The 16,716-nt window shown below is 62.9% G+C and carries 18 protein-coding genes and 1 tRNA gene; 9 read left to right on the top strand and 10 right to left on the bottom strand.

The window, feature by feature from the left end; genetic code table 11:
* Window positions 1–541: 541 nt before the first annotated feature.
* Window positions 542–617 (bottom strand) — tRNA-Trp (locus tag ACGYLQ_RS02665).
* A 143-nt stretch (window positions 618–760) separates the two neighbouring features.
* Here ACGYLQ_RS02665 and ACGYLQ_RS02660 point away from each other — a divergent pair.
* Window positions 761–1,258, top strand: a complete 498-nt coding sequence (locus ACGYLQ_RS02660; protein WP_394440223.1) for a DUF892 family protein — start codon at window positions 761–763, stop codon at window positions 1,256–1,258.
* Window positions 1,259–1,412: 154 nt separating this feature from the next.
* Here the strand turns inward: ACGYLQ_RS02660 and tuf are convergent, their stop codons facing one another.
* Both tuf and ACGYLQ_RS02650 read right to left on the bottom strand, forming a co-directional pair.
* Window positions 1,413–2,588 (bottom strand): elongation factor Tu, encoded by a 1,176-nt coding sequence (tuf, locus tag ACGYLQ_RS02655; RefSeq protein ID WP_067260569.1) that lies wholly within the window; start codon window positions 2,586–2,588, stop codon window positions 1,413–1,415.
* 162 nt (window positions 2,589–2,750) lie between these two features.
* Window positions 2,751–3,242, bottom strand: a complete 492-nt coding sequence (locus ACGYLQ_RS02650; RefSeq protein WP_394440221.1) for a hypothetical protein — start codon at window positions 3,240–3,242, stop codon at window positions 2,751–2,753.
* Between the two features lie 215 nt (window positions 3,243–3,457).
* Between ACGYLQ_RS02650 and ACGYLQ_RS02645 the strand changes: the two genes are divergently transcribed.
* A complete protein-coding gene (locus ACGYLQ_RS02645; protein WP_394440219.1) occupies window positions 3,458–4,816 on the top strand; it encodes a cytochrome P450 in 1,359 nt (452 codons plus the stop codon).
* A 25-nt stretch (window positions 4,817–4,841) separates the two neighbouring features.
* Here ACGYLQ_RS02645 and ACGYLQ_RS02640 read toward each other — a convergent pair whose 3' ends face one another.
* A complete protein-coding gene (locus ACGYLQ_RS02640) occupies window positions 4,842–7,283 on the bottom strand; it encodes a DNA topoisomerase IV subunit A (RefSeq protein ID WP_394440217.1) in 2,442 nt (813 codons plus the stop codon).
* 213 nt (window positions 7,284–7,496) lie between these two features.
* Here ACGYLQ_RS02640 and ACGYLQ_RS02635 point away from each other — a divergent pair, with 213 nt between their 5' ends.
* The 6 genes from ACGYLQ_RS02635 (at window position 7,497) to ACGYLQ_RS02610 (ending at window position 11,759) form a co-directional block, all read left to right on the top strand.
* On the top strand, window positions 7,497–8,183 hold the full coding sequence (locus ACGYLQ_RS02635) for an SH3 domain-containing protein (RefSeq protein WP_394440215.1): 687 nt from the start codon (window positions 7,497–7,499) through the stop codon (window positions 8,181–8,183).
* A gap of 57 nt (window positions 8,184–8,240) precedes the next feature.
* Window positions 8,241–9,074 carry an SDR family oxidoreductase gene (locus tag ACGYLQ_RS02630; RefSeq protein WP_394440213.1) on the top strand — a complete coding sequence of 278 codons (834 nt, stop codon included), beginning with the start codon at window positions 8,241–8,243 and terminating at the stop codon, window positions 9,072–9,074.
* A 57-nt stretch (window positions 9,075–9,131) separates the two neighbouring features.
* Window positions 9,132–9,338: a twin transmembrane helix small protein gene (locus ACGYLQ_RS02625; RefSeq protein WP_067260586.1), complete on the top strand. Its 207-nt coding sequence runs from the start codon at window positions 9,132–9,134 to the stop codon at window positions 9,336–9,338.
* The gene (locus ACGYLQ_RS02620; protein ID WP_067260588.1) at window positions 9,338–9,913 is read left to right on the top strand and encodes a cob(I)yrinic acid a,c-diamide adenosyltransferase; all 576 of its coding nucleotides are present in this window, start codon (window positions 9,338–9,340) and stop codon (window positions 9,911–9,913) included. Before ACGYLQ_RS02625 ends, ACGYLQ_RS02620 begins: the two co-directional genes overlap by 1 nt.
* 161 nt (window positions 9,914–10,074) lie before the next feature.
* Entirely contained in the window at window positions 10,075–10,833 is a 759-nt protein-coding gene (locus tag ACGYLQ_RS02615) for an electron transfer flavoprotein subunit beta/FixA family protein (RefSeq protein WP_067260591.1), read from the top strand.
* Window positions 10,833–11,759 (top strand): electron transfer flavoprotein subunit alpha/FixB family protein, encoded by a 927-nt coding sequence (locus ACGYLQ_RS02610; RefSeq protein WP_394440211.1) that lies wholly within the window; start codon window positions 10,833–10,835, stop codon window positions 11,757–11,759. The genes ACGYLQ_RS02615 and ACGYLQ_RS02610 overlap by 1 nt, the downstream gene beginning before the upstream one ends.
* 73 nt (window positions 11,760–11,832) lie before the next feature.
* Here the strand turns inward: ACGYLQ_RS02610 and ACGYLQ_RS02605 are convergent, their stop codons facing one another.
* Complete coding sequence (locus tag ACGYLQ_RS02605) at window positions 11,833–12,666, bottom strand: DUF6473 family protein (protein WP_168612494.1); 834 nt, start codon at window positions 12,664–12,666, stop codon at window positions 11,833–11,835.
* A 156-nt stretch (window positions 12,667–12,822) separates the two neighbouring features.
* On the opposite strand from ACGYLQ_RS02605, the gene ACGYLQ_RS02600 reads away from it, so the two are divergent.
* A complete protein-coding gene (locus ACGYLQ_RS02600) occupies window positions 12,823–13,698 on the top strand; it encodes a 3-hydroxybutyryl-CoA dehydrogenase (protein ID WP_322328917.1) in 876 nt (291 codons plus the stop codon).
* A gap of 79 nt (window positions 13,699–13,777) precedes the next feature.
* On the opposite strand, the gene ACGYLQ_RS02595 is transcribed toward ACGYLQ_RS02600, so the two are convergent.
* From ACGYLQ_RS02595 to ACGYLQ_RS02575, 5 genes are read right to left on the bottom strand one after another with little or no spacing between them, the layout of a single operon-like run.
* A complete protein-coding gene (locus ACGYLQ_RS02595; protein ID WP_271692395.1) occupies window positions 13,778–14,662 on the bottom strand; it encodes a lysophospholipid acyltransferase family protein in 885 nt (294 codons plus the stop codon).
* Between the two features lie 33 nt (window positions 14,663–14,695).
* The gene (locus tag ACGYLQ_RS02590) at window positions 14,696–14,965 is read right to left on the bottom strand and encodes an HPr family phosphocarrier protein (RefSeq protein ID WP_067260603.1); all 270 of its coding nucleotides are present in this window, start codon (window positions 14,963–14,965) and stop codon (window positions 14,696–14,698) included.
* A 16-nt stretch (window positions 14,966–14,981) separates the two neighbouring features.
* Window positions 14,982–15,374 carry a PTS sugar transporter subunit IIA gene (locus ACGYLQ_RS02585; RefSeq protein WP_067260606.1) on the bottom strand — a complete coding sequence of 131 codons (393 nt, stop codon included), beginning with the start codon at window positions 15,372–15,374 and terminating at the stop codon, window positions 14,982–14,984.
* Complete coding sequence (gene rapZ / locus ACGYLQ_RS02580) at window positions 15,371–16,276, bottom strand: RNase adapter RapZ (RefSeq protein WP_394440209.1); 906 nt, start codon at window positions 16,274–16,276, stop codon at window positions 15,371–15,373. The genes ACGYLQ_RS02585 and rapZ overlap by 4 nt, the downstream gene beginning before the upstream one ends.
* Entirely contained in the window at window positions 16,273–16,701 is a 429-nt protein-coding gene (locus ACGYLQ_RS02575; protein WP_394440207.1) for an HPr kinase/phosphorylase, read from the bottom strand. Before ACGYLQ_RS02575 ends, rapZ begins: the two co-directional genes overlap by 4 nt.
* Window positions 16,702–16,716 lie beyond the last annotated feature (15 nt).

The following is a 16,716-nucleotide window of genomic DNA, read 5'->3' as shown; positions in this document are numbered from 1 at the left end:
ATGCGCCCTAACTTCTTGGCGCGCCCCGCCTCTAATACCTCGAATTCTTATCCGCCTCGTGATCCGAACCACCGCGTCTCCGCTGCCGTCCGCCCCGTCTGGCGCCCCAGCGATGCGTCTCAGCGCCGCCGGTAGAGGGGGTTCTAAGGTTAGTGGGGCAAAGCCGCAAGCAGAAAGTTGGGAAAAGATGAGATTTCGGGGAACTTTTCGGCAAGATGCTGAAATGGCGTGCTATTTCTATAGGAACAGGCCCTGAGCTTCGCCGCGACGGCAGCATGCGGCTGCGTTGAAACCCTGATGACCGGGTGAATCATCCCCGAGTTAAACGCCATAGAGGGGAAGTTGGGTGAATCGCCTCAAGGCGGCGCGACTCGCTGAACACCTGCGCAGGGACGCCTGAGGTAGGCAAATCTATAACGAATAAATTGCCGCGGATCGGCATACCCACGAGAGACGCGCCCGCTTCGCACAGATGCAGCGATCCGCCAAGAATGAAACGCCCCGCTCAGCGGCGCAGCTTCATCGCTAATTTAAAGAAATGTGGCAGGGGCTGAGGGACTCGAACCCACGACCCTCGGTTTTGGAGACCGATGCTCTACCAACTGAGCTAAACCCCTATGCCGGTGGCTTGGGTAGTCGCAAACGGGCGGCGGATCAAGAGCAGATCTGACCTTTCCGCCGATATTCTCTTCTTTGGGGAACATTGACCGCTCAGCTTACGTTTTCCCGTCGAACCAAGCCCGAAATTGGAGGACGACCGATGACTATGAACAACCTCAAAGACGTCTACACCGACCAACTGCAAGACCTCTATTCTGCCTGCAAGCAATCGCTCGAAGCGACCAACGCTCTGGGCCGCGCGGCGGAGGACAAGGAACTTAGCGAAGCGCTGATCGACGGCAGCAATGGAATCGCCAAGGGCATGGATGTGCTGAAGTCCATCTGCGCCAAACATGACCTCGACCCGGAAGGCGAGCACTGCCACGGGATGGAAGGCCTTGTGAAAGAGGCACATAAGCATGTGCTGGAAGAAGATTTTGGCGACAGCAATGCCCGTGATGCGATGATCATCACGCAATATCAGCGGATGGTGCACTATGCTCTGGCGGGCTACGGCTGCGTTGTCGCCTTCGCCAATCGTCTGGGCGAGAATGAAGATGGTGCACAACTACAGGAGCAGCTTGATCACACCTATGATGGTGACCGCCGCATGACAGAGATCGCGACCAAAGGTGGCGTGAACGCTGACGCCGCTTGATTGCGGTTGAATTAGAATGATGAAAGCCGGCTCTTACGGGAGCCGGTTTTCTCGTTTCAGGGGGATTGCCCACACTGCCAAAGCAAAAGGCCGCAGCAAACGCTGCGGCCTTTCGATTCTTTCAGACGTCAGGCCCGAAGGCCCCATCCAAAGGTCACTCAGTGATTTTGGAAACGACGCCCGCGCCAACAGTGCGGCCACCTTCGCGGATCGCGAAGCGCAGACCGTTTTCCATGGCGATCGGTGCGATCAACTCAACGCCGAAGGACACGTTGTCGCCCGGCATGACCATTTCGGTGCCTTCTGCCAGCTGAACGGTGCCGGTGACGTCAGTTGTACGGAAGTAGAACTGCGGACGGTAGTTCGCGAAGAACGGCGTGTGACGGCCACCTTCCTCTTTGGTGAGGATGTAGGCTTCGGCTTCGAACTTGGTGTGCGGGGTCACGGAGCCGGGCTTGCAGAGAACTTGACCACGCTCAACGCCGTCACGCTCAACGCCGCGCAGCAGGGCGCCGATGTTGTCGCCAGCTTCACCACGGTCCAGCAGCTTGCGGAACATTTCCACGCCGGTGCAGGTGGTTTTCTTGGTGTCGCGGATGCCGACGATTTCGATTTCGTCGCCAACGTTGATCACGCCACGCTCGACACGGCCAGTCACAACAGTACCACGGCCGGAGATCGAGAAGACGTCCTCGACGGGCATCAGGAAGGGCTGGTCCACGGCACGCTCAGGTGTCGGGATGTAGGCGTCAACTTCGGCCATCAGCTTCTTGATCGACTCTTCGCCGATCTCGGGCTTGTTGCCTTCCATCGCCGCCAGAGCGGAACCTGCAACAACGGGGATGTCGTCGCCGGGGTAGTCGTAGGAGGACAGCAGTTCGCGGATTTCCATCTCGACGAGCTCGAGCAGCTCTTCGTCGTCGACCTGGTCAACTTTGTTCATGAAGACGACCATGGCGGGGATGCCAACCTGACGGCCAAGCAGGATGTGCTCGCGGGTCTGGGGCATCGGGCCGTCGGCCGCGTTCACAACCAGGATCGCGCCGTCCATCTGCGCCGCACCGGTGATCATGTTTTTCACATAGTCAGCGTGGCCGGGGCAGTCGACGTGGGCGTAGTGACGGTTCTCGGTCTCATACTCGACGTGCGCGGTCGAGATGGTGATGCCGCGGGCCTTCTCTTCGGGCGCGCCGTCGATCTGGTCATACGCTTGGAAGTCACCGAAGTATTTGGTGATCGCCGCGGTCAGCGTGGTTTTACCGTGGTCAACGTGGCCGATCGTGCCGATGTTGACGTGCGGTTTGGTGCGTTCAAACTTTGCCTTTGCCATGGTGGCGCCCTTTTAATTGAGGGGCCCCAACGGGGACCCGAACCCTATCTGGCGGGCGATGTATTGGGTTCGAGCGGTAAAATCAAGCGAGACTTGCGTCTTGGCGCCACTTAAAGCCCACCGTGGGCCTGCCGCATCGGTCGGGCGCGCCTCGGCTATGGGCTATTTATCCTCCGGCTCCCCGGCGGGGGACACGGCTGTGCCGCCGTTGAACCAACCTTCTTCGCGGTTTTGCTTGACCAGATAGGTCTCAATCGCCTTGGCGGCGTTCTGGCTGAGGTTCTTCAGCTGCTCTTCGGCGGATTTGGTATAGCCCGAGCCCACCACCGGCCCCTGATCGAGGGATTCGAAGACGGTGATCTGATGCGGCTCGGGGTTCAGCTTCTTGTTCTTGGCGTCGTCCCAGACCGTCAGGTTGAGGATCAGGATCGATTTAGGCGCAAAGACCAGCGGGATGCCCGGCTGCGCCAGCACATAGCCCTCGACGCTGATGCCAAAGTGGTAGAGGCGCTCGCCCTCGTAGCGATCAAAGCGTTCGGCGGTGGCGGCGCGCACGGCCTCGGCCAGTTCTTCCTTGCTCACCTCGCGGCTGAGCGGCCCCTTCTGCGCCTTGGGCGCCACCACGATATTGTGGTGCAGATTGAAATCCCCCAAGCGGGGTCGGCGCCTTGTCGAGGTCGGATGCCCCGTTGCAGGCGGCCAGCGTCGCGACGAAGGTCAACAGGGCAAGAACTCTCAGCATGGGCGATCCCTCAGGGGTGTTAAGGTTTCGAAAAGGGGTAGCCGATGGGCCCAAGGGGCGCAATCATTTGCCGCAGTTGCGCAGTCCCCGGGCCGGTCTATCTTAGACTCAGAGTGAGGACAGCAAGATGACCCAAGCCCGCCCCCTGCCCGTTCGCGTGCCGCTCGTTACCGAGCCTGTCGGCATGCTCGGCAGCCTTCAGATGGCGCGGCGCAACGTGCTCAGCATCATTCCCAAGATCGCCACGATGCAGCCCATGGTCTCGGGCAAAACTGGCAAGCGCTGGCATATGGTGATGGACCCCGGCGCGATCCGGCAGATCCTCTTGGACCGGCTGGAGGATTACCCCAAGTCCGACGTCACCAAGAACCTGCTGCGCCCGGCCATCGGTGAGTCGCTCTTCATCGCCGAGGGCGCGCATTGGCGCTGGCAGCGCCGCGCCGCCGCCCCCGTCTTTTCGCAGCGCAACGTGCGCAACCTCGCCCCCGTCATGAGCGCCGCCGCCGCCCGCTCGGCCGAGCGCATCGCTGCCGCCGGGCCGCGCGCGGTCAACATGCTCGACGAGATGGTAACGACGACTTTCGAGGTGATCGGCGACGTGACCTTTTCCGGCGACGGCACCTTCGACCGCGAAAAGGTGCATGGGGCGATCGACGACTATATCGCCGAGGCCGGCAAGATCAGCCTGTTCGACATCCTCGGCCTGCCCGACTGGCTGCCGCGCCCGGGGCGGATGATGTCCGGCCAAGCGCTGAAGCAGATGAAGGCCATGGCCGATCAGGCGATCGAGGCACGGGTGGCGCGCGGCCATGACGGCACGCCTGACCTGCTAGACCTGCTGCTGGAGGGCGAAGACCCCAAGACCAAGCGCCAGATGAACACCGGCGAGCTGCGCGACAACCTGCTGACCTTCATCGTCGCGGGCCATGAGACCACGGCGCTGACGCTGGCGTGGTCGATGTACCTGATGGGCTTCCACCCCGAGATGCAGGAACGCGCCCGAAACGAGGTGCGCGAGGTGCTTCAGGGCCGTACCTGCACCGGCGAGGACGTGGATAAATTGCCGCTGGTGCGGATGATCATCGACGAGGCGCTGCGCCTCTACCCCGCCGCCGGGATCATCTCACGCACGGCGCAGAAGCACGACAGGCTCTGCGACCGCGAAATCCGGCCCGGGGACACGGTGATGATCCCGATCTACGCGCTTGGCCGCAACGAATTGCTCTGGGAGGACCCCGACGCCTTCCGGCCCGAGCGTTTCGCCGACCGCAAGGCGATCGACCGCTACGCCTATCTGCCCTTCGGGGACGGTCCGCGCATCTGCATCGGGGCGAGCTTTGCGCTGCAGGAGGCGGTGATCATCCTCGCCACCCTGCTGGGGCGGTTCAAGTTCACGCCGGTGCCGGGCAAGGATCCTGAGCCGGTGATGATCCTGACCCTGCGCCCCGAGGGTGGCGTCTGGATGACCGCCGAGCCGCTGGACTGACCGCGCCCCGAGGGGCGCGGGTGTTTCACGTGAACTTGTTGTCGCGCGGGAAGCCGCGGGGGGCCATGCGGCCCGAGCTTGCGCGCTTGCCGGTCCATTCGGCCAGATCGGCCTCGGTCCGCGTGCGGCCCGCCGGGTCCTGCCAAGTGAGACCCGCCTCGCGCGTGAAGGTAATGGCGTCCGACAGCCCGCCGTCCTTGAACTTCTGCAGCCGCACGCCCTTGCCCCGGCCCATCTCGGGCAGCTCATCAAGGCCGAAGACCAGCACCTTGCGATTCTCGCCCACCGTGGCGACGCTATCGCCCGACACGGGGTGACAGACCAGCGCCGTGACCCCCTCGCCGCGCACGTTGAGCACCTGCTTGCCGCTGCGGGTCTGGGCCACGACGTCATCCTCGGGCACGACGAAACCGTCGCCCGCGGTGGAGGCCACCAAAAGCTTGCGCCCCGGCTGGTGGATAAAGAGCGAGACGATCTGCACCTCGTTGGGCAGATCGACCATCAGACGCAAAGGCTCGCCCATGCCGCGCCCGCCGGGCAGATTGGCGGCGGAGACGGTGTAGAACCGCCCGTTTGAGCCGAAGACCAGCAGCCGGTCCGTCGTCTCGGCATGGAAGATGAAGCGCGGACCGTCGCCGTCCTTGAACTTCAACTCGCGGTTCAGGTCGATATGGCCGGTCATGGCGCGAATCCAGCCCATCTGGCTGCAGACCACGGTGATCGGCTCGCGGTCGATCATCGCCTCGATCGGCACGTCCTCGACCTCTCCCGCGGTGTCGAACTCGGTCAGACGCTGGCCGCGTTTGACACCGTCGATCACCCAGTCTTTGCCGAACTGCTTTTTCGTCGCACGCAGCTGGTCGGCGATGGTGGACCATTGCAGGTCCTCGCTTTCCAGCAGGTCTTCGAGCCCCGCACGCTCGGTCATCAGCGCGTCACGCTCGGCCATCAGCGCATCTTCTTCCAGACGCCGCAAGGACCGCAGGCGCATGTTGAGAATCGCCTCGGCCTGCACGTCCGACAGCCCGTTCTCGCGGCCTGCGTAGCTGTGCGGGATCGCGCGGGTGTCGCCGCTCTCAGCCAGCACGCCGGTGGCCTGCGCCTCGGCATCGGCGATGACCGCCAGCTTCGACACGTCGACCCCGGCCAGCGGCGAGACGTAAGCGGCCTCGTCCATGGCGCGGCTGAGCGTGTCCTGATGCGCACGGCTCCAGTCCTCGTACATCAACGCGGCCTTGGGGTCTTCGTCGTAGCGGATGATCTCGATCACACGGTCGAGGTTCAAAAACGCCGTGATCAGACCCTGCAACACCTCAAGCCGGTGGTCGATCTTGTCCATCCGGTGCCGAGAACGGCGCTGCAGCACCTCGCGCCGGTGGTCGAGGAAGGCGCGCAGCACTTCCTTGAGCGAACAGACCTTGGGCGTCTGCCCGTCGATCAGCACGTTCATGTTGAGCGAGAAACGCACCTCTAGATCGGAGTTGCGGAACAGCATGCCCATGAGCACGTTCGGATCGACGTTCTTCGAGCGCGGCTCGATAATCATGCGGATGTCTTCGGCAGATTCGTCGCGGATGTCGGCGAGAATCGGGATCTTCTTGGTCTGGATCAGCTCGGCGATCTTCTCGATCAGCTTGGACTTCTGGACCTGATAGGGAATCTCGGTGACGACGATCTGCCACGCGCCACGGCCCAGGTCCTCGACCTCCCAACGGCAGCGCAGCCGGAAGGAGCCGCGGCCCGTGCGATAGGCGTTGGCGATGTTCTCGGGCGGCTCGACGATGATGCCACCGGTGGGGAAATCCGGGCCGGGGACATAATTTAAGAGCGTGTCGTCACGCGCATCCGGCGTCTTGATCAAGTGGATACAGGCGTCGCAAAGCTCGGCGATGTTATGCGGCGGGATGTTCGTGGCCATGCCCACGGCGATGCCTGATGAGCCATTGGCCAAAAGGTTCGGGAACTGCGCGGGCAGCACCGCAGGCTCGGTCAGCGTGCCGTCGTAATTCTCGCGGAAGTCGACGGCGTTTTCGTTCAGCCCTTCGAGCATCGCCTCGGCCACGGCGGTCATCCGTGCCTCGGTGTAGCGCGAGGCCGCGGGGTTGTCGCCGTCGATGTTGCCGAAATTGCCCTGCCCGTCGACCAGCGGGTAGCGCACGTTGAAATCCTGCGCCAGGCGCGCCATCGCGTCGTAAATCGCGGCATCGCCATGCGGGTGATAGTTACCCATCACGTCGCCCGAAATCTTCGCCGATTTGCGGAAGCCCCCGGTGGACGACAGCCGCAACTCGCGCATGGCGTAGAGGATGCGGCGGTGCACCGGCTTCAGCCCGTCGCGCGCATCGGGCAGCGCCCGGTGCATGATCGTGCTCAGCGCATAGGTCAGGTAACGATCCCCCAAGGCGCGGCGCAGCGGCTCGGACAGGTCATTCGGGTCGAGTTCTGGGGGTGTGCTTGTGTCTGACATGACGGGTCTTTTAGCCAAGCACGCCAGAGCGGGCAAGCGACAGATTACCCGCAACCGACTCGGCAAAATGGCCGCTGGCACGGTTTCAAGTGAGAAAAAAGCAATACTTTTCGGCTATGCGAATTCTTGCCAATAGGAAATGAACCATTCGCGAAGTTTCGCGTTGGTCTCTCAACAGCAACATGGTTTGACACGGGACGAGGAACAGCAAAAATGAAACGGTTCATCTTTTTGACATTTGGTTTCATGGGCTGGGCATTCTACGAGATGAGCGGCGGGGCCGACTTCGTGCCCGCAGGCCCGCAAACGGCCAGCGCCGAAGCGGCTGAGACGGCCCTGATCGCCAGCGCCCCCCCCTCTTCCAACCTTGTCACTGCCACCGCCGCGAACGCGGCCCGCAAGGCGGAAAGCCCGATCACCCCCTTCGCCGAACGGACCCCTGCGCGTGATGCCACAGCGACCCGCGTGGCGCTGAACCTCACGACGCTGAGCGACCTGCCGCAGGCCAATGACGGGTTGGTGCAAAAGGCCGTGGCCACCCCTGCGGACCGCGCCGGGGCGAAAGTGGTGAAGGCCAAGGCCGTCAGCGCCCCCAAAGTGGAAAAGGCCGCTTACACGACGACAAACGCCAATGCGCCCACTGTCATCCCGAGCCTGATCGAAGGCGCTGACAACGGCGCGACCTTTGTCAGCACGACCCAGGCCGACATTCGCGAAGTCAACGGCACCCGCGTCAATGTCCGCGGCGGTCCGGGCACCAACTTCGGCGTGGTCGGCAAGCTCGGCAAAGGCGACGCTGTCGAAGTGATTGAAGACAATGGCGCAGGCTGGGTGCGTTTCCGCAGCGTCGACGGCAGCGAATCCGGCTGGATGGCCGACTTCCTGCTCAACAACGGCTAACTTGCCAATTCCATAGCATCGCGCGATGAAGGGCCTTTCACACGAAGGGCCCTTTGCATGTCTGCGACCCGCTCCATCCTCATCACCGGCTGTTCCAGCGGCATCGGCTATGCCGCCGCGCAGGGTATGCGCGCCCGGGGCTGGCGCGTTTTCGCTGCCTGCCGCCAACAAGCGGATTGCGACCGGTTGCAAGCCGAAGGATTCGACGCGCCCCGCCTCGATTACACCGATGAGGCCAGCATCCAAGCGGCGCTTGCCCATGTGCTGGACCAAACCGGCGGCACGCTCGACGCGCTGTTCAACAACGGTGCCCACGCCACGCCCGGGTTGGTCGAAGACCTCCCCACCGATGCCCTGCGCGAGATATTCGAGGCGAATTTCTTTGGCTGGCACAGCCTGACCCGCGCGGTGATCCCGGTGATGCGCAAGCAGGGGCATGGGCGCATCGTGCAGTGTTCCTCGGTCCTCGGCATGGTGGCGATGCCGTGGCGCGGGGCGTATAACTCCACGAAATTCGCCCTTGAAGGGCTGACCGATACCCTCCGGCTTGAGATGCGCGGCACCGGGGTCGCGGTGATCCTGATCGAACCCGGCCCCGTCACCTCGAAACTGCGGGCCAAGGCCATTCCGCGTTTCGAGCGCTGGATCGACTGGCAAAACAGCCCCCGCGCAGCGGAGTATGAAAGCACCATGCGCCCCCGGCTCTATGACGACAGCGGCAAGAAGGACCGCTTCGAACTCCCGCCCGAGGCGGTGGTCGAGAAGCTGGTCCACGCCGTCGAATCCCCCCGACCCCGCCCGCGCTATTTCGTCACAACCCCAACGCATATCGGCGGTGTTTTACGGCGTATCCTGCCGACGCGCGCGCTGGACTGGGTCACCAGCCGCTGATTTTGGTTGCGCGGCTGCCCGCTGCCGCTACATCTCAGGCCAACGAAAGGACAGCCCATGCCAAATGATCCGTTTTTCGTGATCGTCCTGATCTCTGTCGTGGCGGTCGCCGTAGTGCTCCTGATGGGGCTGGGCGGCTTTGCCACCGGGGGCAAATTCAACAAACGCAACGCCAACAAGCTGATGCGCTGGCGGATCATCGCGCAGTTCATCGCCGTGCTGCTGATCCTTGCATATGTCTATTTCCGAGGGGGCACGATCTGATGGTTGTACTGAACAAGATTTACACCCGCACCGGGGACAAGGGCACCACCGCCCTTGGCAATGGCGACCGTGTCGCCAAACATGACGCGCGGGTCGAAGCCTATGGCACCTCGGATGAGTTGAATTGTTTCGTGGGGGTGGCCCGGCTTGAGGCTAAGGGCGCCACGGATGAAGCGCTGGCGCGCATTCAGAACGACCTTTTCGATCTGGGCGCCGACCTCTGCCGCCCCGATATGGAAGCCGATAAGGATGCGGAATACCCGCCCCTGCGGGTCACCCAAGAACAGGTCGACCGGCTGGAGCGTGAGATCGACGTGATGAATTCCGAGTTGGAACCGCTGCGCAGCTTCATCCTACCCGGCGGGCGCGCGCTGGCCGCGCATCTGCATGTCTGCCGCACCGTGGCGCGCCGCGCCGAGCGGCTGGCGGTGCTGCTGGCTGAGCAAACGGCGGTGAACCCCGCCTGCGTGACCTATCTGAACCGGCTGAGCGATTGGTTCTTCGTCGCCGCGCGGATGGCCAATAACGCGGGCAAGGAAGACGTGCTTTGGGTGCCGGGGGCGAACCGGGCGTAAAATAGCGCTAACAGACGAAAAACCGGGAAAACGCCGCGTTCAAAACTGCCAACCTGCCGATTTTGGCCTGTTTTGATCCGATCCGCTTCGTTACACCCGTCTGGAGAATTAGGGAGACCGGGCCACCAGCCCGCGTCGCAAACTGAGGAGAGAGACCGCTCATGAAGGTACTGGTGCCTGTCAAACGCGTGATCGACTATAACGTGAAAGTTCGTGTCAAAGCGGACGGATCGGGTGTTGATCTTGCCAATGTGAAAATGTCGATGAACCCCTTCGACGAAATCGCCGTCGAACAGGCGATTCGTCTGAAGGAAGCCGGCCAGGCTGAAGAGGTCGTCGCCGTCTCCATCGGCGTGAAGCAAGCGCAGGAAACGCTGCGCACCGCCCTCGCCATGGGTGCCGACCGCGCGATCCTCGTGGTGGCCTCGGACGATGTGCACAAGGACATCGAACCGCTGGCCGTGGCCAAGATCCTCAAAGCCGTGGTCGACGAAGAGCAGCCGAGCCTCGTGCTCTGCGGCAAGCAGGCGATCGACAACGATATGAACGCCACCGGGCAGATGCTTTCGGCGCTGATGGGCTGGTCGCAAGCGACCTTCGCTTCCGACATCGCCATTGAAGGCGACAAGGCGAAAGTGACCCGCGAAGTCGACGGCGGCCTGCAGACCATCGAAGTCACCATGCCGACCGTGGTCACCGTGGACCTGCGCCTGAACGAGCCGCGCTACGCCTCGCTGCCGAACATCATGAAGGCCAAGAAAAAGCCGCTGGATGAGAAGACCGCCGAGGACTACGGCGTCGATGTCTCCAACCGTTTGGAAGTCGTGAAGACCGAAGAGCCCGCGGAACGCGCCGCTGGCATCAAGGTCGGCTCGGTCGACGAGCTTGTGGCGAAACTCAAAGAAGCGGGGGCTGTGTAATGGCTGTTCTTCTGATTGCAGAGATTTCCGACGGCGAACTGTCGATGGACGCAACCGCCAAGGCGGTGACCGCGGCCAAGCAACTGGGCGACGTGACCATTCTGGCGGCGGGCAGCTCTGCTGCGGCAGCTGGCGAAGCGGCGGCCAAGATCGATGGCGTCTCCAAGGTGCTGGTCGCCGAGGACGAGATGCTGGGCCACCGTCTGGCCGAAGCCACCGCGGCGCTGATCGTCAGCCTTGCCGGTGACTACGACCACATCGTCGCGCCCGCCACCACGGACGCCAAGAACATCATGCCCCGCGTCGCGGCCCTGCTTGATGTCATGGTGATCTCGGATGCCTCCGGCGTTGTCGATGCCGACACCTTTGAGCGTCCGATCTACGCGGGCAACGCGGTGCAGACCGTGAAGTCCAACGACGCCAAGAAAGTCATCACCTTCCGCACATCGACCTTCGATGCCGCCAGTGACGGCGGGTCCGCCTCGGTCGAGACCATTTCGGCAGCCGAGAACCCCGGCCTGTCCACATGGGTCGAAGACAAGGTCGCCGAATCGGACCGCCCCGAGCTGACAAGCGCGGGCGTGGTGGTTTCCGGTGGTCGCGGTGTCGGCTCCGAAGAGGACTTCGCCCTGATCGAGAAACTGGCCGACAAACTGGGCGCCGCCGTTGGCGCCTCCCGCGCGGCGGTTGATTCGGGCTATGCGCCGAACGACTGGCAGGTGGGCCAGACCGGCAAAGTGGTCGCCCCCGACCTCTATGTCGCGGTTGGCATCTCGGGTGCGATCCAGCACCTTGCCGGGATGAAAGACTCCAAGATCATCGTCGCGATCAACAAAGACGAAGAATCGCCGATCTTCCAAGTCGCCGACTACGGTCTCGTGGCAGACCTCTTCGACGCGGTGCCGGAACTGATCGAAAAGCTGTAAGGCTTCTCATATGAAACACCAAAGGCCCGCCGCTCTCGGCGGGCCTTTTTCGTGCATGCCCCTACCGGGAGCGTCAGGACATGCTTTGCAGCGCATCGGTCAAAGCGGCGGCGGCAGAGGCATGAGCCATCGGGCCCAGCATTTCCGACGCGGCCTGCGCCTCGAATTCACTGACCACCATGCCAGCGGTCGGCGCCCCTGAGGGGTCTTTGGGAGAGACGACCTCGATCTTGGCCGTGGCGTGCTGGGCCACCGCGTCCAACATTTCGCGTGTCACGAATAGCGGATCATGGCCCAACTCCCCTACCGGCTGCGCTGCTGTTGCGACCGGCGGGCGGTCAGCCAGCCAAAGCAGGAGCGTGCGCCCCTGTATCTGCCCCAACATCAAACGCATGCGCGCCATCCACGCCTGCTGAAGCTCCGCGCGCACCGCTTCGAACCGTTCGGGCGAGACCTGCATGAGATGGGTCAGCATGTGCCGGTTGAAGTGGAACTGCGAGAAATCGACCTCGCGGTAGATCGTCTGCAACAGCGCGGAGGCCCCGACGAAACGGTCGTTCCGACGCCGGTGCACGGAATAGAAACGGTTGGTCATGTTCTGCGCCCCCATGACCTGAACCACCGTCACATCTGCCTGCGAGGCGGCCTGCGCGACGAAAGGGTCATGGGCAAAGGCGTCGATCCCCGCGTTGGGAAAGCCGAAGTTCACACAGGTCTTGCCGATCTCGGCCTCGACCCGCGCGGGAAACGGCTCTTCAATGAATTTGCCATAGGTCTCCGTCCCGCCGAGAAAGGCGATATAGGGCGCCTCCAGCCGGCGGCGCGGGCCGCGAAACATCAGCTTTGACGTGCCATAGCGGCATGGCAAATAGTCCAGAGGCGCTGGCCCCACTGCATCATAGGTCATCGAACCCACCTTTTTGTTCACCCAAAGCCAGATTGCACAGCAGGGGCTGCGATTCTGTTAACGGGCGAATTTGTCGTGAGATTTCGTAAACAGCTGCCCTTGCGGCACCCCCGCCACGCGCCCTATTGTGCGCCGAACTCAAGCAAAGGACAGGCCATGGACATCCAGACAATCGGTATCGTGGGAGCGGGGCAAATGGGCAATGGGATCGCCCATGTCATGGCGCTGGCAGGCTACGACGTGTTGCTGAACGATGTCAGCGCCGATGCGCTGGCCAAAGCGATGAAAACCGTGACCGGCAATATGGACCGCCAAGTCAGCCGCGAGAAGATCACCGCCGCCGACCGGGACGCCGCCATGGCGCGGATCACCACGACGCAGACGCTAAGCGATCTGGGCCAAAGCGATCTGGTGATCGAAGCCGCGACCGAGCGCGAAACGGTGAAACAGGCGATCTTCGAAGACCTGATCCCGCATCTGAAGCCGTCGACGATCCTGACCTCGAACACCTCCTCGATCTCGATCACCCGTCTTGCCAGTCGCACCGACCGACCCGAAAAGTTCATGGGTTTCCACTTCATGAACCCCGTGCCGGTGATGCAATTGGTCGAATTGATCCGCGGCATCGCCACGGACAGCGAGACCTATGACGCTTGCAAAGCCGTGGTGGACCGTTTGGGCAAGACCGCCGCCTCGGCCGAGGATTTCCCGGCCTTTATCGTGAACCGCATCCTGATGCCGATGATCAACGAGGCGGTCTATACGCTCTACGAAGGGGTCGGCAACGTTGAGTCGATCGACAGTTCGATGAAGCTGGGGGCAAACCATCCGATGGGGCCACTGGAGCTTGCGGACTTTATTGGTCTCGACACCTGCCTTGCCATTATGAACGTTCTGCATGACGGGTTGGCGGATACGAAATATCGCCCCTGCCCGCTGCTGACCAAATATGTCGAAGCCGGTTGGTTGGGCCGCAAGACGCAGCGCGGGTTTTATGATTACCGGGGCGAAAAGCCCGTTCCGACGCGCTGAGTTGCGAGGGTGTTGGGGGCCCTGCCCCCATCGCGCCAGAGGCGCGATTCCCCCGAGGGTATTTTTAAAAGGATGAAGTTTAGTTGGTGAGCGCCAGAGTATGGGCGCGCAGCCAAGCCATGAAACCGCGCGGGTCGTCGGCCCAGCGGTCGATCTCTTCGCGGGCGAGCGGGTGGCCGACGATGGGGCCTTGGGGTTTGTCGCAGGCGTGGGCGATCTCATGCAGCAAGAGCCCTTGGCGCAGCATCGGGCTGAGCCTGTTGGCAATCTGATAGGCGCGGCTGTTCTGGCCCGGGAATCGCATCGGCACCACCTGCGCACCGGAACGGCGGATCATCTTGGCGGTGAAGACGTTCCATTCCGCTTCGACCGCCGGGCCCCACCAGCTTTCCGAGGCCGCAACGACGCCTGAGGGGAAGAGCGCCACGACGCCGCCTTCTTTGAGGTGGGCCATGGCCTTGGCGCGCATTTCCACGCCTTTGCGCTGCGCATCCGGGTCATGTGGGAAGGGCACCGGGATCATGTAGCTGCCTGCCACCTCGTCGATGGAGGTAAGCAGCGACCGGGTGAGGATACGATAATCGGGGCGTACGCGGCCGATGAGATCGGCAAAAATCATGCCGTCGACCATACCGTGGGGGTGGTTCGCCACGACGACGACCGGCCCCTCTTTCGGGATGCGGTCCAGCTGCTCTTGCGGCGTGGTGAGGTCGATGCCCATCGTGTCGAGCGCCGCGCGCCAGAAGGCCTGGCCTGAGGGGGTGCCGCGTTGTTCGAACTTACGGATCAGACGAAGGATTTTGAGCTTGCCGGTGAAAAGCTCCATCGCGGAGATCACCCGCGCCTTCCATGGGTCATCAAAGGTCGAGGCATAGGACAGGCTGCGGCGGTCGTATTTGGTGAAGGTCACCGTGCCGTCGCCTGTCTGGGCCGGCTCGGCCGCGATGTTTTGCACGTCTTCCATGGGGTCGGCGGTTCCTTTTCCCGCTTGGCGGGCCTAAAACCCTTCGCCGAACTTATCCGCCACGAGGGCAGTCAAAGCTTCGGCCAAGGCCTCGGCATCGGGGCCGGAGGTTTGGACATCGATGGTGGTGCCGCGCGACGCGCCGAGCATCAAGAGCCCCATGATACTGTCGCCCGAGGCCGACATGCCATCCTTGCTGACTTCGGCGCGGGCATCAAACGCCTCGACCACCTCGACCAATTTGGCGGAGGCGCGCGCGTGCAGGCCTTTTTCGTTAACGATCTTTAAAGAAAATTCGGGCATGACGTCTTGGGGCCTTCTAACCTGCGCTGACATTCTGGCTGTCGATATACTTCTTACCAGCTTCGAGCGCGGCACGCACGGCATCGGGCACATCCATATGTCGCGATTTGGCGAGTTTGATCAGCATGGGGAGGTTCGCGCCGTAGATGATCCGGCGGTTTTCCGGGCGGCAGGCCAAGAGGCTGAGGTTCGAGGGGGAGCCGCCGAAAAGATCGGTGACAACCACCACACCGGCGCCTTGGTCCACCGCATCGGCGGCGCCGCAAATCTCGCGTTCTTTGTCGGCGCGGTCATGGTCGGCTTCGATGGCGATGGCGCGCACGCCGAATTGGGATCCCACGACATGTTCGATGGCGGCAAGATATTCTTGCGCCAGCCCCCCATGTGCGACGATGACGATCCCGATCACGGCTTGCTTCCTTCACGATGCTGACGGTCCAGCTCTCGGTGCCTAATTGACACCTGCCAGCCCTGCTCTGCAAGGCGCAAAGCGTGATCTTCGGCCATGGCGACAGAGCGGTGTTGCCCGCCCGTGCAGCCGAAGGCGATGGAGATATGGGATTTGCCCTCTTCGCGGTAGGCGGGCAGCAGCAGCAGGCTGAGGTCGAGCACCTTGTCGGCGAAATCGGCGTAGCGTTTGTCCCCCGCCACATGGGCCGCCACGGAAGGCTCGCGCCCGTCGCCGCTGCGCAATTCGGGCACCCAATAGGGATTGTTCAGAAAGCGGCAGTCGTGCACCACATCAACGCCGCGCGGAAGGCCCCGTTTGTAGGAAAAGCTCTGCACCGAGACCGTGAGTTGGCGTTGCCCGCCGGGGGCGAACCATTGTTCGACCTCGGCGCGCAGCTCGTGAACGTTCAGCGTTGTCGTATCGATCAACACATCGGCGCGGGCGCGGATCGGGTGGAGCAATTCCTGCTCGCGCGCGATCCCGTCGACGGGGCGGTCAGCCGGGGCCAGCGGGTGGCGGCGGCGGGTTTCGGAAAAGCGTTGCAGGAGCACATCGGGCGCGCAATCGAGATAGAGCAGTTCCGCGCGCCACCCCGGTTCAGCCGTCAGGCGGCCCATCAGCTCCAGCACGCCTTCGGTGGAAAAGTCCCGGTTGCGGGCGTCGATCCCCAAGGCCACCGATTGCGCATCGCCGGGGCGGTCAAGCAGCGCGGGCAGCAACCGCAGCGGCAGGTTGTCGATCGCCTCGAACCCCGCATCCTCCAGCACGTTGAGCGCAGAGGACCGCCCGGCGCCCGAAGGGCCGGTGACAAGGACCAACCGCCGCGGGGCGGGGTCTGTTGATGAGGTTTGACTGATCAATTCGGTTCTTCCACACCTGACATATACAGATGAATTGCTGCCGCAAAATGAGCGCTATCGCATTTGTGAAAACAGGGCAACGTGACACCCCGTAGCATATGGCTGTGCCCTTCGGGAAGGCGCTGGTCTTCGGTGCGGGCCAGATCGACGACCAGGCCCAGCGGCACGGGGCCGTGATCCTCGCATCGCAGAATGCCGACATAGCGCGCCTCGATCAGGCCGCGGATCGGCTCGGGGACGCTGGCAATCACCTGATCCCCGTCGCGCATGATATCGGTGCGATCATCGGCCACCAGCTTGGCACCGAGGGCGATCAGTTGCAGGGCGAGCGACGATTTGCCAGCACCCGACGGCCCAAGGATCAGCACCCCGCGCCCATTGATCGCCACGCAGCTGGCGTGGAGGTTTTCGCGCTCGACGGTCATATCAGGCCCCGCGCC

Source organism: Sulfitobacter sp. 1A12779 (genome assembly GCF_043557315.1).
Classification (GTDB): Bacteria; Pseudomonadota; Alphaproteobacteria; order Rhodobacterales; family Rhodobacteraceae; genus Sulfitobacter; species Sulfitobacter faviae.
Note: the sequence above shows the minus strand (reverse complement) of the source record. Positions and strands in the feature narration are given on the sequence as shown.

What these genes read in the sequence shown, in the direction of transcription:
- ACGYLQ_RS02635 (WP_394440215.1), top strand. Translation starts at nt 7,497, where the DNA reads ATGAAACGGTTCATCTTTTTGACATTTGGTTTCATGGGCTGGGCATTC.
- ACGYLQ_RS02595 (WP_271692395.1), bottom strand. Translation starts at nt 14,662, where the DNA reads ATGGAAGACGTGCAAAACATCGCGGCCGAGCCGGCCCAGACAGGCGAC.
- ACGYLQ_RS02645 (WP_394440219.1), top strand. Translation starts at nt 3,458, where the DNA reads ATGACCCAAGCCCGCCCCCTGCCCGTTCGCGTGCCGCTCGTTACCGAG.
- ACGYLQ_RS02615 (WP_067260591.1), top strand. Translation starts at nt 10,075, where the DNA reads ATGAAGGTACTGGTGCCTGTCAAACGCGTGATCGACTATAACGTGAAA.
- ACGYLQ_RS02660 (WP_394440223.1), top strand. Translation starts at nt 761, where the DNA reads ATGACTATGAACAACCTCAAAGACGTCTACACCGACCAACTGCAAGAC.
- ACGYLQ_RS02640 (WP_394440217.1), bottom strand. Translation starts at nt 7,283, where the DNA reads ATGTCAGACACAAGCACACCCCCAGAACTCGACCCGAATGACCTGTCC.
- ACGYLQ_RS02575 (WP_394440207.1), bottom strand. Translation starts at nt 16,701, where the DNA reads ATGACCGTCGAGCGCGAAAACCTCCACGCCAGCTGCGTGGCGATCAAT.
- ACGYLQ_RS02605 (WP_168612494.1), bottom strand. Translation starts at nt 12,666, where the DNA reads ATGACCTATGATGCAGTGGGGCCAGCGCCTCTGGACTATTTGCCATGC.
- ACGYLQ_RS02625 (WP_067260586.1), top strand. Translation starts at nt 9,132, where the DNA reads ATGCCAAATGATCCGTTTTTCGTGATCGTCCTGATCTCTGTCGTGGCG.
- ACGYLQ_RS02600 (WP_322328917.1), top strand. Translation starts at nt 12,823, where the DNA reads ATGGACATCCAGACAATCGGTATCGTGGGAGCGGGGCAAATGGGCAAT.
- tuf (WP_067260569.1), bottom strand. Translation starts at nt 2,588, where the DNA reads ATGGCAAAGGCAAAGTTTGAACGCACCAAACCGCACGTCAACATCGGC.
- ACGYLQ_RS02610 (WP_394440211.1), top strand. Translation starts at nt 10,833, where the DNA reads ATGGCTGTTCTTCTGATTGCAGAGATTTCCGACGGCGAACTGTCGATG.
- ACGYLQ_RS02630 (WP_394440213.1), top strand. Translation starts at nt 8,241, where the DNA reads ATGTCTGCGACCCGCTCCATCCTCATCACCGGCTGTTCCAGCGGCATC.
- ACGYLQ_RS02590 (WP_067260603.1), bottom strand. Translation starts at nt 14,965, where the DNA reads ATGCCCGAATTTTCTTTAAAGATCGTTAACGAAAAAGGCCTGCACGCG.
- ACGYLQ_RS02620 (WP_067260588.1), top strand. Translation starts at nt 9,338, where the DNA reads ATGGTTGTACTGAACAAGATTTACACCCGCACCGGGGACAAGGGCACC.